This window comes from Aeromonas sp. 604176, assembly GCF_049170755.1.
GTDB classification, from domain to species: Bacteria; Pseudomonadota; Gammaproteobacteria; order Enterobacterales; family Aeromonadaceae; genus Aeromonas; species Aeromonas veronii_A.
The window spans coordinates 12,089-28,462 of record NZ_JAAKNE010000003.1 but is presented as its reverse complement, the minus strand read 5'-3'; the positions used below and the strand labels follow the sequence as shown (position 1 = coordinate 28,462).

The 16,374-nt window shown below is 55.9% G+C and carries 17 protein-coding genes; 7 read left to right on the top strand and 10 right to left on the bottom strand.

Annotated elements, in window-relative coordinates:
- Positions 1 to 35: 35 nt before the first annotated feature.
- The 4 genes from relA to eno all read left to right on the top strand — a co-directional run bounded on the left by relA (position 36) and on the right by eno (position 6,290).
- Positions 36 to 2,249: a GTP diphosphokinase gene (gene relA / locus G5358_RS00915; RefSeq protein ID WP_118854614.1), complete on the top strand. Its 2,214-nt coding sequence runs from the start codon at positions 36 to 38 to the stop codon at positions 2,247 to 2,249.
- A gap of 73 nt (positions 2,250 to 2,322) precedes the next feature.
- The gene (mazG, locus tag G5358_RS00910) at positions 2,323 to 3,120 is read left to right on the top strand and encodes a nucleoside triphosphate pyrophosphohydrolase (protein WP_421323414.1); all 798 of its coding nucleotides are present in this window, start codon (positions 2,323 to 2,325) and stop codon (positions 3,118 to 3,120) included.
- A 141-nt stretch (positions 3,121 to 3,261) separates the two neighbouring features.
- Positions 3,262 to 4,899: a glutamine hydrolyzing CTP synthase gene (gene pyrG, locus G5358_RS00905; protein WP_005335584.1), complete on the top strand. Its 1,638-nt coding sequence runs from the start codon at positions 3,262 to 3,264 to the stop codon at positions 4,897 to 4,899.
- Positions 4,900 to 4,988: 89 nt separating this feature from the next.
- Positions 4,989 to 6,290 carry a phosphopyruvate hydratase gene (eno, locus tag G5358_RS00900; protein ID WP_005335583.1) on the top strand — a complete coding sequence of 434 codons (1,302 nt, stop codon included), beginning with the start codon at positions 4,989 to 4,991 and terminating at the stop codon, positions 6,288 to 6,290.
- 112 nt (positions 6,291 to 6,402) lie between these two features.
- Here the strand turns inward: eno and G5358_RS00895 are convergent, their stop codons facing one another.
- The 5 genes from G5358_RS00895 to G5358_RS00875 all read right to left on the bottom strand — a co-directional run bounded on the left by G5358_RS00895 (position 6,403) and on the right by G5358_RS00875 (position 9,099).
- A complete protein-coding gene (locus G5358_RS00895; RefSeq protein WP_421323413.1) occupies positions 6,403 to 6,888 on the bottom strand; it encodes a GNAT family N-acetyltransferase in 486 nt (161 codons plus the stop codon).
- A gap of 138 nt (positions 6,889 to 7,026) precedes the next feature.
- Positions 7,027 to 7,539, bottom strand: a complete 513-nt coding sequence (locus G5358_RS00890; protein WP_421323412.1) for a hypothetical protein — start codon at positions 7,537 to 7,539, stop codon at positions 7,027 to 7,029.
- 24 nt (positions 7,540 to 7,563) lie between these two features.
- A complete protein-coding gene (locus G5358_RS00885; RefSeq protein WP_042052364.1) occupies positions 7,564 to 7,911 on the bottom strand; it encodes a hypothetical protein in 348 nt (115 codons plus the stop codon).
- Between the two features lie 147 nt (positions 7,912 to 8,058).
- Complete coding sequence (locus tag G5358_RS00880) at positions 8,059 to 8,397, bottom strand: hypothetical protein (RefSeq protein ID WP_421323411.1); 339 nt, start codon at positions 8,395 to 8,397, stop codon at positions 8,059 to 8,061.
- A gap of 273 nt (positions 8,398 to 8,670) precedes the next feature.
- Positions 8,671 to 9,099: a VOC family protein gene (locus tag G5358_RS00875; protein WP_421323410.1), complete on the bottom strand. Its 429-nt coding sequence runs from the start codon at positions 9,097 to 9,099 to the stop codon at positions 8,671 to 8,673.
- A 482-nt stretch (positions 9,100 to 9,581) separates the two neighbouring features.
- Here G5358_RS00875 and G5358_RS00870 point away from each other — a divergent pair, with 482 nt between their 5' ends.
- Complete coding sequence (locus G5358_RS00870; RefSeq protein WP_421323409.1) at positions 9,582 to 10,757, top strand: aspartyl protease family protein; 1,176 nt, start codon at positions 9,582 to 9,584, stop codon at positions 10,755 to 10,757.
- Positions 10,758 to 10,797: 40 nt separating this feature from the next.
- On the opposite strand, the gene G5358_RS00865 is transcribed toward G5358_RS00870, so the two are convergent.
- On the bottom strand, positions 10,798 to 11,394 hold the full coding sequence (locus G5358_RS00865) for an MliC family protein (RefSeq protein WP_064341585.1): 597 nt from the start codon (positions 11,392 to 11,394) through the stop codon (positions 10,798 to 10,800).
- Positions 11,395 to 11,687: 293 nt separating this feature from the next.
- Here G5358_RS00865 and G5358_RS00860 point away from each other — a divergent pair, with 293 nt between their 5' ends.
- Positions 11,688 to 12,068: a hypothetical protein gene (locus G5358_RS00860; protein WP_108539757.1), complete on the top strand. Its 381-nt coding sequence runs from the start codon at positions 11,688 to 11,690 to the stop codon at positions 12,066 to 12,068.
- A 131-nt stretch (positions 12,069 to 12,199) separates the two neighbouring features.
- On the opposite strand, the gene G5358_RS00855 is transcribed toward G5358_RS00860, so the two are convergent.
- Positions 12,200 to 12,565: a DUF2061 domain-containing protein gene (locus tag G5358_RS00855; protein WP_040068342.1), complete on the bottom strand. Its 366-nt coding sequence runs from the start codon at positions 12,563 to 12,565 to the stop codon at positions 12,200 to 12,202.
- Positions 12,566 to 12,756: 191 nt separating this feature from the next.
- Between G5358_RS00855 and G5358_RS00850 the strand changes: the two genes are divergently transcribed.
- Entirely contained in the window at positions 12,757 to 12,963 is a 207-nt protein-coding gene (locus G5358_RS00850; RefSeq protein ID WP_270656499.1) for a hypothetical protein, read from the top strand.
- 104 nt (positions 12,964 to 13,067) lie between these two features.
- Here the strand turns inward: G5358_RS00850 and G5358_RS00845 are convergent, their stop codons facing one another.
- Genes G5358_RS00845 through G5358_RS00835 form a run of 3 tightly spaced genes read right to left on the bottom strand, consistent with a single transcriptional unit; the run spans position 13,068 to position 16,280 of the window.
- Complete coding sequence (locus G5358_RS00845) at positions 13,068 to 13,922, bottom strand: 23S rRNA (adenine(2030)-N(6))-methyltransferase RlmJ (RefSeq protein WP_421323408.1); 855 nt, start codon at positions 13,920 to 13,922, stop codon at positions 13,068 to 13,070.
- Entirely contained in the window at positions 13,916 to 14,377 is a 462-nt protein-coding gene (locus G5358_RS00840) for a DUF2390 domain-containing protein (RefSeq protein WP_042052355.1), read from the bottom strand. Before G5358_RS00840 ends, G5358_RS00845 begins: the two co-directional genes overlap by 7 nt.
- The gene (locus tag G5358_RS00835) at positions 14,370 to 16,280 is read right to left on the bottom strand and encodes an ABC transporter ATP-binding protein (RefSeq protein ID WP_421323407.1); all 1,911 of its coding nucleotides are present in this window, start codon (positions 16,278 to 16,280) and stop codon (positions 14,370 to 14,372) included. Before G5358_RS00835 ends, G5358_RS00840 begins: the two co-directional genes overlap by 8 nt.
- Positions 16,281 to 16,374 lie beyond the last annotated feature (94 nt).

Here is a 16,374-nt window from a genome sequence, read left to right as displayed (position 1 = left end):
CAGCTTTCGGCCCGATAATTTAAAGGATTGATACCATGGTTGCGGTTCGCGATATTCATTTGAAAGACAACTTCACCCTGGAAGAGTGGGTCAGCTCGCTCTCCTTGAGTGACAGTGAAAAGGATCAGCTGCGAACCGTCTACCAGTATTGTCTGACGCTCGGTGACGAGGCGTTGACCAGCAAGCTGCTGGTACGCGGCATCGAAATGGTGGGCATCCTGCAGATGCTCAGCATGGATATCGGTACCCTCAAAGCGGCCATCATCTACCCCTTCGTCGAAGCCGGTCTCATCAGCCAGGAGCGGATGGACGAGGATTTCGGCTCCAAGATCGCCAAGCTGGTGGAAGGGGTGCTGGAGATGGAAGCCATCCGCTCCCTGCAGACCCTCCATCGCAGCGAAACCTCGCCGGAGCAGGTCGACAACGTGCGTCGCATGTTGCTCGCCATGGTCGAGGATGTGCGCGCCGTGGTGATCAAGCTGGCGGAGCGGATCGCCTGCCTGCGGGAAGCGAAGACGGCAGATGAAGAGACCCGGGTGCTGATGGCCCAGGAGATCACCAACATCTATGCACCGCTCGCCAACCGTCTGGGCATCGGCCAGCTCAAGTGGGAGCTGGAAGATCTCGCCTTCCGTTATCTGCACCCGGATACCTACAAGCAGATCGCCAAGCAGCTCGACGAGAAGCGGCTCGACCGTGAGCGCTATATCCGCGAGTTTGTGCAATCCCTGCGTAATGGGTTGAAAGAGGCGGGAGTTGACGCCGAGGTGTACGGTCGGCCGAAACACATCTACAGCATCTGGCGCAAGATGCAGAAGAAGCACCTCGAATTCAACGAGTTGTTCGACGTGCGCGCGGTGCGGGTAGTGACCAAGCGGCTGCAGGATTGCTATGCGGCGCTCGGTATCGTCCATACCCAGTTCCACCACATTCCTCGCGAGTTTGACGACTATGTCGCCAACCCCAAACCCAACGGCTACCAGTCAATTCACACCGTAGTGGTGGGACCTGAGGGCAAGACGGTCGAGATCCAGATCCGTACCGACCAGATGCATCAGGATGCCGAGCTCGGCGTCGCGGCGCACTGGCGCTACAAGGAAGGGGCACAGGTAGGCGGCAAGGCCAACACCTTCGAAGACAAGATCGAGTGGCTGCGCAAGCTGCTCGCCTGGCAGGAAGATCTCTCCGAGAGCGGCTCCCTGCTCGAAGATCTGCGCAGTCAGGTGTTCGAGGACAGGGTCTACGTTTTCACCCCGAAAGGGGATGTCATCGACCTGCCGGCAGGCGCTACCCCGCTCGATTTTGCCTATCACGTCCACAGCATGATCGGTCACCGCTGCATCGGCGCCAAGATTGATGGCCGCATCGTGCCGTTTACCTACGCGCTGCAGACCGGCGATCAGGTGGAGGTGATCACCCAGAAAGAGCCGAACCCGAGCCGCGACTGGATGAACCCCAACGCCGGCTTCCTGCGCTCCAGCCGGGCGCGGGCCAAGGTGGCGACCTGGTTCAGAAAACTGGATCGGGACAAGAATATCGTGGCCGGTCGCGAGCTGTTCGAGAAGGAGCTGGATCGCCACAACCTCAGCATGTCCAAGATCGACAAGGGCAACATGCTGCGCCGCTTCAATCTGGAGAGCACCGACGATCTGCTGGCCGGTATTGGCAGCGGCGATATCCGCATCAACCAGGTGCTCAACTATCTCGACACCTGCTACAACAAGCCGACGGCGGAAGAGGAAGATCGCCGTCTGTTGGAGAAGCTGGAGCAGAAGGCCAATGCGCCGATGCGCCACAAGCCCAAAGACCACATCGTGGTGGAAGGGGTCGGCAACCTGATGACCCATATTGCCCGCTGCTGCCAGCCCATTCCGGGGGACTCCATTCAGGGCTTCATCACCATGGGGCGCGGGGTGTCCATCCACCGGGAAGATTGCGAGCAGTTGAAAGAGTTGTCACGGCGCAACCCCGAGCGGCTGATCGATGCGGTGTGGGGGGAGAACTACTCCGGCGGCTATGGCCTCACCATCCGGATCATCTCCAACGATCGCTCCGGCCTGCTGCGCGATATCACCACAGTACTGGCCAACGAGAAGATCAATGTGATGGGGGTGCGCTCACGCTCCAACGTGCGCGAGCAGACCGCCGAGATCGACATGGAGCTGGAGATTTACAACATCAACGCCTTCAACCGGGCGTTGGCCAAGCTCAGTCAGCTCAACGATGTGATCAGCGCCAAGCGGCTGTGATAGCGAACCGACCGGCCCCAGTGGCCGGTCTGCATTTACGACCCTTTTTGAACGAATCGAAAGCGAATATCCCATGTCCCAACGTTACGATCTGCCTCAACTGCTCGACATCATGGCTCGCCTGCGCGATCCGCAAAACGGCTGCCCTTGGGATCTGAAACAGAGCTTCCAGACCATAGTGCCGCATACCCTGGAAGAGGCCTACGAGGTGGCCGATGCCATCGAGACTGAAGATTGGCAGGGGCTGAAAGGGGAGTTGGGGGATCTGCTGTTTCAGGTGGTGTTTTACGCCCAGCTGGGTAAAGAGCGGGGCTTGTTCGACTTTGCCGATATCGTCGATACAGTGAGCGAGAAGCTCATTCGCCGTCACCCCCACGTTTTTTCCGATGCAGACCTCTCCAACGAGCAGGCGGTAAAAGCGAACTGGGAGGCGGAAAAAGCCAAGGAGCGCGCGGCCCTCGACAAAGAGAGCGTGCTGGACGACATCCCGCTCTCGCTGCCTGCCCTGACCCGCGCCGCCAAGATCCAGAAACGCTGTGCCACCGTCGGTTTTGACTGGAAGACGTTGGGGCCTGTGGTGGACAAGATCCACGAAGAGATCGACGAGGTGATGGAAGAGGCATTGATGGCCGATGTGGACGAGGCGCGGGTGAGCGACGAGCTCGGCGACCTGCTGTTTGCCACCGTCAATCTGGTGCGTCATCTGGGCAAGGATCCGGAGCAGGTACTGCGAGGCGCCAACGCCAAGTTCGAACGTCGTTTTCGTCAGGTTGAGCAGATAATCGCCGCAGAAGGCTTGAAAATGACCGATTGCACCCTCGAAAAGCTCGATGCCGCTTGGGATAAGGCGAAGGAAACCGAGCAAAGTTGATTTGGCGCAAGATGGGGGGGCGGTGAGCCTGATAGATTTTTGCTCATTGTTTGGGAGAGGGGTTTTTGGTATACTGTTTCCCCGTCCTGCTTCATCCCCGAAGCACCCCTTAAAATTCCCTAAACTTCTTTCAGGTTCAGCATGACGACCAAATATATTTTTGTTACTGGTGGCGTTGTTTCATCCCTCGGCAAAGGCATTGCCGCAGCTTCTCTGGCAGCCATTCTGGAAGCCCGTGGTCTGGATGTGACCATCATGAAACTGGACCCGTACATCAACGTGGATCCGGGCACCATGAGCCCGACCCAGCATGGTGAAGTGTTCGTAACCGAGGACGGGGCCGAAACCGATCTGGATTTGGGCCACTACGAGCGTTTCATCCGCACCAAGATGACCCGTCGCAACAACTTTACCACCGGCCGTATCTACGCCGACGTACTGCGTAAAGAGCGTCGTGGTGACTATCTGGGCGCCACCATTCAGGTTATCCCGCACATCACCAACGCCATCAAAGAGCGGGTGATTGCCGGTGCCGAAGGCCATCAGGTTGCCATCGTCGAAGTGGGCGGTACCGTAGGTGACATCGAGTCCCTGCCGTTCCTCGAAGCCATTCGTCAGCTGGCTGCCGAAGTGGGCCGCAACAACGCCATGTTCATGCACCTGACGCTGGTTCCTTACCTGGCTGCTGCCGGTGAAGTGAAGACCAAGCCGACCCAGCACTCCGTCAAAGAGCTGCTCTCCATCGGTATCCAGCCGGATGTGCTGATCTGCCGCTCCGACCGTGCCATTCCGGCCAATGAGCGCGCCAAGATTGCCCTGTTCTGCAACGTGCCGGAGCGCGCCGTCATCTCCATGAAAGACGTCGACTCCATCTACAAGATCCCGGCACTGCTGAAATCCCAGAACCTGGACTCCTACTTCACCGAGCGTTTCGGTCTGGAGTGCAAAGAGGCCGACTTGTCCGAGTGGGAACAGGTTATCTACGAAGAGGCCAACCCGACTGGTGAAGTAACCATCGGTATGGTCGGCAAGTACGTCTCCCTGCCGGACGCCTACAAGTCCGTCAACGAGGCGCTCAAGCACGGTGGTCTCAAGACCCGTCACTCCGTCAACATCAAGTACATCGACTCTCAGGATATCGAGACCCGTGGCGCCGAGCTGCTGGAAGGTCTGGACGCGATCCTGGTGCCGGGTGGCTTCGGTGAGCGCGGTGTGGAAGGCAAAATTCTGGCTGCCCAGTATGCCCGCGAGAACAAGATCCCCTACCTGGGTATCTGCCTCGGCATGCAGGTTGCCATGATCGAATTCGCTCGCAACGTGGCGGGAATGGAAGGGGCTCACTCCTCCGAATTCAAGAAAGATTGCGCGTATCCGGTCGTCGGCCTCATCACCGAGTGGGTGGATGAAGAGGGCAACGTCGAGACCCGTACCGAGAAGTCTGATCTGGGCGGTACCATGCGTCTGGGTTCCCAGCTCTGCCACCTGGTCGAAGATTCCAAGGTGCGTCAGATGTACGGCAGCCCGACCATTTACGAGCGTCACCGTCACCGTTACGAAGTCAACAACAAGCTGCTGCCGCAGATTGAAGCGGCAGGTCTGAAAGTGACCGGTCTCTCCGCCGACAAGAAGTTGGTGGAAATCATCGAGATCCCGGATCACCCCTGGTTCGTGGCTGCGCAGTTCCACCCGGAGTTCACCTCTACTCCTCGTGATGGCCACGCTCTGTTCGCCGGTTTTGTGAAGGCGGCAGGCGAGTATCAGAAGCGTAATTTGAAGTAATTGAAAATAAATGCGGTTGGGGCACTGTGCCACAGCCGCTTTTTTTGGCATATTTTTGTTGTTTTTTTACGAAACCTGAGGAAATACACATGTCCAAGATCGTTAAAGTGATCGGTCGTGAAATCATCGACTCCCGTGGTAACCCGACCGTTGAGGCCGAAGTTCACCTGGAAGGTGGTTTTGTTGGTATGGCAGCCGCTCCGTCTGGCGCGTCCACCGGTTCCCGCGAAGCGCTGGAACTGCGTGACGGCGACAAGAGCCGTTTCCTGGGTAAAGGCGTGCTGAAAGCCATCGAAGCTGTAAACGGCCCGATCGCTCAAGCTCTGCTGGGTAAAGATGCCAAGGACCAGGCCACCGTTGACCAGATCATGATCGACCTCGACGGTACCGAGAACAAATCCAAGTTCGGCGCCAACGCCATCCTGGCTGTTTCTCTGGCTAACGCCAAAGCTGCCGCTGCTGCCAAAGGCATGCCGCTGTACGCCCACATCGCCGAGCTGAACGGCACCCCGGGTGTTTACTCCATGCCGCTGCCGATGATGAACATCATCAACGGTGGTGAGCACGCCGACAACAACGTCGACATCCAGGAGTTCATGATCCAGCCGGTTGGCGCCAAGACCCTGAAAGAAGCCGTTCGCATGGGCGCAGAAGTGTTCCACAACCTGGCCAAAGTGCTGAAGTCCAAGGGCTACAACACTGCAGTTGGTGACGAAGGTGGTTTCGCTCCGAACCTGAAATCCAACGCCGAAGCGCTGGAAGTTATCGCTGAAGCCGTTGCCGCTGCTGGTTACAAACTGGGCACCGACATCACCCTGGCTATGGACTGCGCTGCTTCCGAGTTCTACGACGCAGAGAAGAAAGAGTACAACCTGAAAGGCGAAGGTCGTGTCTTCACCTCCAACGGTTTCTCCGACTTCCTGGCTGACCTGACCACCAAGTTCCCGATCGTCTCCATCGAAGATGGCCTGGACGAATCTGACTGGGAAGGTTTCGCCTACCAGACTGCTGAGCTGGGCAAGAAAATCCAGATCGTGGGTGACGACCTGTTCGTAACCAACACCAAGATCCTGAAGCGCGGTATCGACAACGGCATCGCCAACTCCATCCTGATCAAGTTCAACCAGATCGGTTCCCTGACCGAAACTCTGGCTGCCATCAAGATGGCCAAAGACGCTGGCTACACTGCCGTCATCTCCCACCGCTCCGGTGAGACCGAAGACGCTACCATCGCCGACCTGGCTGTTGGTACCGCAGCTGGCCAGATCAAGACCGGTTCCATGAGCCGTTCTGACCGTGTTGCCAAGTACAACCAGCTGATCCGTATCGAAGAAGCTCTGGGTGCCAAAGCTCCTTTCCGCGGTCTGAAAGAAGTTAAAAACCAGGCTTAATTTGCTGGTTTGCCAGCCTCGGCTGGAATGAAAAAACCGGAACCCTTGGGTTCCGGTTTTTTTATGCCTGATCCTTGCCACAACGGCCTGAGAGGCTAGGGGGTTGTCGGGGTCAGATAAAGGTGAGCGTGCGCTGATAGCGCCCTGCATGCGCCTTGAAGCCCAGCTTTTCAAACAGGGCGATAGAACGGACGTTATCTGCATCGATCTCTGCGGTGAGGCAGGTGACCCCCAGTGTAGTGGCGTGGGCGAACAGTAATCCCAGCGCCTCCGACATAAACCCTCTGCGCCAATAGGCCGCATTGAGCAGGCAGCCTACCTCGCAGCAGTGGCCCGCCTCGCTGAAACTGTGCAGGCCGCAGGTGCCGATCACCTTATTGCCCTCCCGTTCGACAATCGCCCACTCCAGCGACTCACCCGTTTGCTCCAGCAGCACCACGCTCGCCATCATCTGCGCCACCATGGCGGGAGAGGTAAAGCAGGGATCAGAGGCAAACTCCATGGTCAATGGATTGCCATAAATCTCGAACAGATCGGCAGTATCGTGCGGGCCAATGGTGCGCAGCGCAATCCGTGTGCCGGTTAAGTCGGGCTTCATAAATCTCCTTGCGCGGGTGTTAGCCAGCAAAGATACAGGTGAATACAGAGATCATGTGAAAGTCGGTCTCTAAAGGAAACTGCTGCTATCACGAATATTGTTATCGTGAAAGTCCGATTACATTATTGCTAATAAAAACTATTGGCCTAATTTTTTTTTGTTATTCTCACATGTTGCCTGATAAATTATTTGACTGTAACCAAGAGCTAGATCTTCAATAAAATCTTCCCCAATTGTAGGAAATCCATATACGAGAGGCTCGCTTTCTATGATCTTGAATAGATCATACAGGTAGCTGCTAGCTTTATTGTAAACATGTACAACTCCAAATGGCCGATTCATTATAATTTCTTTATTTAATTCTTCTTCACTAATGATATTGTATTGATCGCCTGTTATGTCAATTGCAACATCATTTATTTCTAGCCAGTAATGGGTTATGTTTTTATTTTTTCCTGTGGCTCCACTTATACCTTTAATCTCCATATTTGGCCATAACAAAAGAAAATGATAGGCTAAAAGCATAGAAGATAACTTACAACTCATAATTGGAAAGCACTCAATTACTAGCTTTGTGTTTTTCTTATCACACCTCTCAAGTAAACCCCTGAATTTAGTTGCTTCCTCTTCTATTTCAGTGATTGTCGGCAAAAATTGACACTCCTTGATTACACATTATTCTGGGTATAAAACCTTGCCTGTTTCTGTAATGGTAATTATTTTTTTCTTTTGAAGTACTATGGCAATTTTCTCTTTATCTGCATCAGATATTCCGCCCTGGAATTGAAACATTGCGCCGATGGAGTTTAGAAGGGTACTTTTCTTTGCCGGCTTTAGTTTCAGCAGTCGCTCAGCGACATAGGTGATATTGTTTATGTCATTGGCCGGTCCTTCCGGTTTTCTTTGCACTGGATACTCTTCTTCTTCCTGCTTTCTTGCTAATTGAATTAGAAGTTGGGCAAGCCTGAACTTATCTCGGTAGCTAAGTTCTTCGCATATTTTAGCAATCTCTTCGTATTTCATTACTAGTCTCCATGCTGAGTTATTGAATTTAATATAATGCTAATTTACGTTGCCATTAACTTATTGGTACTAAACTCAAGATCAAAAAATAAAGATAGCCATCGAGATTTAAATGGCAGAGTACTTGATAGTACCTCTCGAATATTTTTATGTACCTAGTGCAGTAAGCCAGTAAGAACAATAGTCTTCTCCGTCATAAATAGAAGAACTCAATTGTTCGATGTTTTTTGAACCAATTCTAGCGGTACAGTGCAGACTTACCTCCCTGATAGCAGGTAGTAAAAAACAAACCTCATATCTATTTAATTTGTTAACTTTTTCTTCTTTTTCTAGAAAAACGAGTCTATCATTTATCAGAGTTTTGATTTTAGCGTATTTTTCAGATATCAACGCGATATTTACATGTGAATTATCAAATAAGTCCATGAGTTCAGAAAAGTCTTTTTTCAGGTTTTCTAGTTCTGTTTTTACGTTCATTTTCGTCATTACTATTCCTAATAATATGTATAACAGTGATTAGACATAAAGAGGCGATGCTTTTATGTTTGATCCTTCTGTATGATCATTGCTATATTGTCAATAAGCTGAAAAATCAATTTATAATAATGTTGTAATTTTAGCTTGAAATTATGACTTTGCTTTACCTTTGGCAATGTAAAAGTGCTGTAATAATGAAATTATAACACCACCATTTTTAGCAAAATGTAATTACCTCATAGTTCATTACGGACCTCATATTAATAGTATTTCACTATATTGCTAAAACTGAATTTTAACTGATTCCACATTGCGCGTTGCCTCGCCATGATAAACCGCTTCGATATTATTGCCGTCCGGATCGAGCACAAAGGCGGCGTAGTAGTCGGGGTGGTAATTACGCTCACCGGGGGCGCCGTTATCTTTGCCGCCATTGGCCAGTGCGGCCTGATAAAAGCGATCCACCATGGCGCGATCTTTTGCCTGAAAGGCAAGGTGGTGGCGACCGGTCAACACCCCCAGTGCGGCGGGGCTGTCGACAGCGGTGACAAACAGTTCGTCTGCCCAGAAGTAGCCCTCACCTGTGCCGCCCAGCGGAATATCGAGGGTGGTGAGAATGGCCGTATAAAAGCGCTGGCTGGCGACCAAATCTTTGACCACCAGTTGGATATGGTCGATCAAGCGACCACGATGCAGGGTTTGTGTTTCCATACACCACCTTGATTTGCATGTTGTGGATGAGTCAGCGGCTTGCCGGTCAGTTTGTTTGGATCAAAAAGGGACCGGGCGAGATATGGCATGGCTACCGCCCCTGAATTTCAGCTTCCAGTCTGCTGCGTTTCACCAACGGGATGGGGTTGGCATGGCTCATGGGAGACTCCGACGAGGCAAGTGTTGCCAAATGGCAATATTAACCATGGCGCTGTGGAGAGAAAGCTCAATATTGAGATTTTCTGTGCAAGATCAATAAATTAATCAAATGTCACCTACGATTGATGACGCGCCGAGATAGCGTGAACAACCATTCTTGAACTATCTCCATAGAATATTCATGGTCATATCCGGCTTGAACCAGCATAAAACTCTTTGTTATTGTCCGCCTCCCCCGCCGAAATAGCTTATTTATCTATAAATCAACAGGATAGCATTATGTGGTGGCGTCGCGGGGGCATCTGCTATCGGGAAGGAGAGTTATGAAGTCGCAGTTCAAAGTGGCGCTGGCCATGTTGGCCCTGTTCGTCGTCCAAGGCTGCACAGCCCCGGATTCATCCACCAAGCACAATGCACCCGGCCCGGTGCTGACAGTGCATTACGAAAGCGCCCCCCTGATCCCCGTCACCATAGCGGGTGAGCAGTACCAGTTTTTGCTGGATACCGGGGCCAGTATCACCTTTATCGATCGTCGTCTGGCCAGCCGTTTCAAGGCGCTGACCTTAAGCGAATTGCCCAGGGCCTATCAGGCTGATTTTGCCACTGTGAGCAGCGTGTCGAGCCAACTGGGCAGCGAGCAGCTTGGCTTTGTTGAGCCGCAGCCCTTCTCGCTGGGGTCGGTCACCATTGATGACAGCGATCTGTGGGCAACAGTTGATTTTGATCTCTTCTCCCAGTCTCTTGGCAGCCGTATCGATGGCATCCTCGGGATCGACACCATCCGCCGTTTCAACTGGGTGTTTGATCGCGACAGGCATCAGCTCACTGCCTCGTTGACGGCACCGTCGGCAGCCACTTTCGAGCGTTGCATCGGCTATGAAGACAGCTACAACCGCTCCCCGGCAGTGTATCTGACCCACGGCGAGAGCAGCGTGCGCATGTATCTGGATACCGGGGCCGATCAGAGCTATGCCGACCATGCCTTTATCGACTTTATGGCCAGCCAGAAGGCGATCTCTGGCGAAGATGCGATGCCACGCAAAGGGGTGGATGCCAGCGGTATGGTGGAGGGGCGTGAACATATCCTCACCGGCCTGCACTTTGATGAGCGCCAGCTCGGTGAGCTGCGCGTGTCGGAAAACAGCAATGAGCAGTATGGTCTGGGGCTGGATTTTGTTAACCGCTTCAATCGCTTTGCGATCATGCCCGGGCGGATGATGCTCTGCTACGACGCCGACAGCCTGGCGCGCAAAGTGCCGCCAGTCCTGCGCAATATCGGGGTGCGTTTTGATGGCAAGCATCTGCAGGTCTACTACAGCGACGAACGGGATCTTGCCCCCTATGGTCTGGCCAACGGCGACATTCTGGAGCAGATCAACGGGGTGGCTTATCGTCCCCTCGATATCGACAAGGTGCGTGAACTGCTCAGCACTAGCAAGCCGGGGTCGCTCAAGTTGCGGATTGTGCGGGAAGGAAAACCGCTGGATATCGCTATCTAGTCAAGGTGGGGGGCGGCAAGACGAGCCGCCCCCATGAGCCTCAGCCCTTGGTCGGATTTTCCATGCAGGTGAGGGTTGGCTGGCCGTAACGCTCCAGCGTGGCGTCGTCCCCCTTGGTGAAGAAGGTGAGGTTTTGCCCTTCATAACGGGCGCCGCTGGCGCTGGGGGCTTCATAGGCGAGCACTTGTTGCTGCTTGTCGCCCTCGCTCAGGTTGATCACCGCGGCGGGCAGCTTGGCATCGTTATAGAAGTAGGTAGAGAGAGTGACGCTCTTGCCGCACTTGTAGTTGACCGGAGCCGGCACCATCAGCTGGCCGCCGCTGATCTGCAGTTCGGTGATCCGCAGCAGGTAGTTATCCTCCACACACTGGCGCAGATCCTGCCCCTTCCAGCAGTCGTTGCGACCCTTGATCCAGCCGCGCTGCATGGCGCGCTCGGTCTTGAGCTGCTCGGGAGAGAGCGCAGCAATCGCCTTGGGGTAGAGGGCCGCCAGTTCGTTATCAAGGGCGGCCAGTCCGGCATCCTTGCAGATCAGGGTTTCGACCGACCCGGAGGCTTTGGTGCAGTCAAAGGAGGGGGTTGCGGCGCTGGCCAGCAGAGGGGCAAACAGCAGGGTGGCAAGCAAGGTCTTGTTCATCGATAGATTCCAGCAATGAGGAGGGCATATCTGCCTACTACAGCACACTCTACAGGGCAATGCAGCAGGGGAGCCGAGCGCATTTTGCGCAGCTGCGTGTGCTGGCGACCGGTTTTGCCGCGCTACTCCAGTGGGGAAGGGCGCGGTTGCTGGATGAGGCCAGCTTGTTTGAAAACCGCTCAGGAGTGGTCGCTATTTTGAGCATTCAGACAGGCTTTGAGCATTGCACTTTCACTCCTGTTCGAGAGGCGTGCTAGATTTGCCGCCTTTTCTTAATAACAAGAAGGTTAGCTATGTTCAGGTTGATGACGGGGGCCTTGCTGGCCATCATGCTGTCCGGTTGTGCGGCCATGTTTAACGGCACAAGCCAGCAGGTTTCCATTCGCAGTCAGGATCCCGATGCGGAGATCTACGTCAACGATATGCTGCTGGGCCACGGCAATGTGATCACCTCGTTCAAGAAGAAAGAGGAGTACACCATCACGGTCAAGCGTGCTGATTGCTACTCGGTGACGGTGCCGGTCTCCAAGTCGTTCGATGCCACCACCCTGCTCGGGATCTTTGTCGATTTCGGCGTGGTCTCCATTCTGGTGGTCGATGGGGTTGGCACCGGCGCCTGGCAGAAGTTTGATCAGAATGCCTTTATCGTTGACCCCATCTGCAAGAAAGCCTGATCGTTATTGATGGGGCATCGGGTGATGTATCCAGATACAGATCTTTGCTGATGTGAAAAACCCGACACTCCTGGCCGGAATGTCGGGTTTTTTGTGGCCGCGATAAAGGGGGAGGCGGCTTGCCCGGTCGATCAGGCCAGCGCCAGTTGCTGACTGCGGGCGCGCCACAGCCGCTCGTGGAAGAAGAACACCACGGTGTTGATGGCCGGTTCGATCATCGCCATCACGCCGCCGGTGAGCAGCTCGCCACTCAGCAGGAAGGCCACTCCGAAGGCCACCGAGAAGTGGACCACCGCGAAGCTGCTGGTCTTGGCCTGCAGGCTGTGATTTGGCTTGAGCGTGTGCCAGCCAAGGTCATGAAAGTAGAAGGCGACCGTGTTGACGGCGGGCTCGATCAGGGCGATCAGACTGGCGGTCAGCAGCTCACCGGTCAGCAGGTAAGCCACGGTAAAGGCGACACCGAAGTGCAGGATGGCAAAGCTGATGGTCTTTTTCATGATGGCGGCTCCCTCTGTTGATGATGAGAGTATCCGCCGAAATGAGATTAAATGAAAACTATTCTCATCTATTGCCAGAATAGAGAGAACCTATCAACGGGCGAGTGGCCGGTGTGGTTCAGCGGTTGCCAATCGCAGCCAAGGCGATAAAGTACAGGTTCTTCACACTTGCCCATGAAAAAGGATCTTTCATGAATATCAATGCCACCCTGCTTGGCCAGTTCATTGCGTTGCTGATGGTCATCGTCGGCCTCATCGCCTGGCGACTGGCGCGCCGCAAGAGCGAGCATCCGGCGCTGGTCACCCTTATCTGCTCCCTGCTCTGTCTGTTTCCGCCCTTTGGCCTGCTGGCCTTGTTGCTGGTGGCGCTGAAACAGGATCTGCCTGTCCGCTCATAGGGGGAGCAGGCTCAGGCTGCCGCACACACCGGCCGCACCAATAGCAAAAGCCCCGTGATGGGGCTTTTGCTTTTGAACTCGGTGAGCGCCGTAGGGGCGGGGGATTAATCCTCGGCCTTGTTGAGCCACTCCACCTTGTACTGGGCGCCAGCACCCTGTGCCAGCTTGGCGCAGAGGGGCTTCAAGAAGGCTTCAATCTGCTCGTCCAGCATCCAGGGCGGGCTGATGATCAGCATGCCTGAGCCGTTCATGCCCCAGTCGGCAGTCTGACCGGCCACTTCCAGCTCGGCCACCAGCACGTTGCCGAAGTTCTCCCGCTTGATGGCTCGCAGCATGTCGCGGGATTTGTCCGCCTCCTGCCCGAGGATCGGATACCAGAGGGCGTAGATGCCGGTGGCCCAGCGTTTCTGCGCCTTTTTCAGGGTGTCGACCACGGCGAAGTAATCTTCCTTGAGCTCATAGGGCGGGTCGATCAGCACCAGCCCGCGGCGCGGGGTCGGCGGCAGCAGGGCGATCAGCCCCTCGAAGCCGTCACGGTGGTGCACGGCGACGCGGGGGTCATAGCCCATGTTGGCGCGCAGATCTTCGACCTCGTTGTTGTGCAGCTCCATCAGCGCCAGCTTGTCGTGCTCGCGGGTGAGGCGACGGGAGAGCTCCGGCGAGCCGGGGTAGTAGTGCAGCTCGCCATCGCTGTTCATCTCTTCGATGATGCCGAGATAGGGGGCCATGGCAGACCATTGGGCCCGCTCGTCCCACAGGCGGCCGATGCCATCGGCATACTCGGCCTTCTTCTGGGACCAGTCGCCGCGCAGGTCGTAGAGACCGCCACCGGCATGGGTGTCCAGCACGATGAAGGGTTTCTCCTTCTTCTTGAGGGACTCGATGATCAGGGCCTGAACGGCGTGTTTCAGCACGTCGGCATGGTTGCCGGCGTGAAAGGCGTGGCGATAGCTCAGCATATTAGATCTCTGAGGGGGCCCTGCTGGGCACCCAGTAACGATAGATAGTTCAACAAATTGCGGCTGTTGCCGCGAAACAGGGAGAGGCTGCGCAGGGTCTGCAACAGGACGCCCTGTTGCAGCCGCTCCAGCTCCAGTTCGTGGGCCAGCATCGACTGATACTGCTGCTCGTCGAGCCGCGCCTTGGCGCTCTGGCGCAGGGCGCGCCACGGGGTCAGCACCGCCTCGGTCTGCACCAACGCCGGTTGCAGGTCGGTGAGATCGACCACGATGCCGAGCTGATCGAGCCGGTGCAGCAGCAGCGCGAGATTGACGTTGCCCCCCTGCTCCTGCACGGTGAGCCAATCCTGGCTGCGCTCACCATAGACCTTGCCGCTCCAGTGCCAGAAGCCGATCGGCGTCGGCAATTCGTGGACCGCGACCCGCTCGCTGGCCATCAGCTGTTCGTCACGCAAAGAAGGCTTGCTCCATGGTTTCCAGCTCTTCGGAGAGGCTCATCCACTCCAGCTCCACCTCTTCCAGCTGCTCCTTGAGGGGGCCCTGGGATTTGAGCAGTTCGGAGAGCTTGGTTTTAGCGCTCTCTTCGTAGATGGCGGGGTCGGCCAGTTGGCTCTCGATGTCGCCAAGCTTGCCCTGCAGCTTCTCCATGCTCGCTTCGAGCTTTTCGAGCTTCTGGCGCAGTGGACGGGTTTGCTGGCGGAACTCCGCCTCGCGCCGCTTCTGATCCTTGCGCGCCACCGCCGAATTGGCAGAGACGGGGCCATCGGCCGGTTTGGAGTTGGCCTCTTTCTCCTGCTCGCCGAGCCACTTGTGGTAGTCGTCGAGATCGCCGTCGAACGGCTCGACCCGACCACCGTGCACCAGATAGAAGTCGTCGGTGGTGGTACGCAGCAGGTGGCGATCGTGTGATACCACTACCATGGCCCCTTCGAAGCCTTGCAGCGCCATGGTCAGGGCGTGGCGCATCTCCAGATCCAGGTGGTTGGTCGGTTCATCGAGCAGCAAGAGGTTCGGCTTTTGCCAGGTGATCAGCGCCAGCACCAGCCGCGCCTTTTCGCCGCCGGAGAAGGGGGCCACCTTGTCGAGCGCCTTGTCACCGTGGAAGCCAAAGCTGCCCAGATAGTTGCGCAGCTCCTGCTCGGTCTTGTCCGGCGCGAGGCGCACCAGATGATCGAGCGGGGTGTCGTCCAGACGCAGGGTCTCCAGCTGATGCTGGGCAAAGTAACCGATGCTCACCCCGGCGCTCACTTCCAGCTTGCCGGAGAGCGGCGGGTTGGAGCCCGCCAGCATCTTGATAAAGGTAGATTTACCGGCGCCGTTGCGACCGAGCAGACCGATACGGGAACCGGGTACCAGATTGAGTTTGATCTTCTCGAGGATCACCTTGTCACCGTAACCGGCAGAGAGGTTCTCCATGGCGATGAGCGGGGTCGGCAGGGCCGAGGGCTCGCGAAACTCGAAGCTGAACTCGGAGTCGGCGTGGGCGGGCAGGATCTTCTCCATCCGCTCCATCGCTTTCAGGCGGCTCTGGGCCTGACGGGCCTTGGAGGCCTTGTAGCGGAAGCGGTCCACATACGCCTGCATGTGGGACATTTCCCGCTGCTGCTTCTCGTACATCGACTGCTGCTGGGCCAGATGTTCGGCGCGCTGCAGTTCGAAATCGGAGTAGCCGCCGGTGTATTCGTTGAGTTTGCCGTTCTCGATATGGATGATGCGGCTGATGACCGAGTCGAGGAAATCGCGGTCGTGAGAGATCAGCACCAGCGTGCCCTGATAGCCCTTGAGCCACTTCTCCAGCCAGATCACCGCATCGAGATCCAGGTGGTTGGTCGGTTCATCCAGCAGCAGCAGATCGGAGCGGCAGAGCAGCGCCTGAGCGAGGTTGAGGCGCATGCGCCAGCCACCGGAGAAACTGCGCACCGGCGAGCTCAGCTGCTCGTCGCTGAAACCGAGGCCGTGCAGCAGTTCGGCGGCGCGGGCGCGAATGCTGTAGGCGCCGATGGTATCGAGGCGGCCGTGCAGCTCGGCCACCAGCAGACCATTGTCATCCTGCTCGGCCTGCACCAGCTGAGCTTCCAGCGAGCGGAACTCCTTGTCGCCGTCGATCACATACTCGAGCGCGGAGCAGTCGAGCGCCGGGGTCTCCTGCGCGACGCCTGCAATCTGCCAGCCAGCGGGCAGGCTGAAGGTGCCGCTGTCGATGGCCAGCTCGCCCCGTACCAGTGCAAAAAAGGTGGACTTGCCACAGCCGTTTTTGCCCACCAGACCCACTTTGTGGCCGGGGTGAATGGTGGCGGAGGCGTTGTCCAGCAGCTTGCGGCCGCCGCGGATCAGTTCGATTTGACTGGCAACTATCATGGGTGGGATCTGCTTGCTCAAAATGGAGGAGAAAAACTGGCGCGGATCTTACGTGAAATGACGCTGATTTGCACTGTAGCGAAGGGCTGGCCAC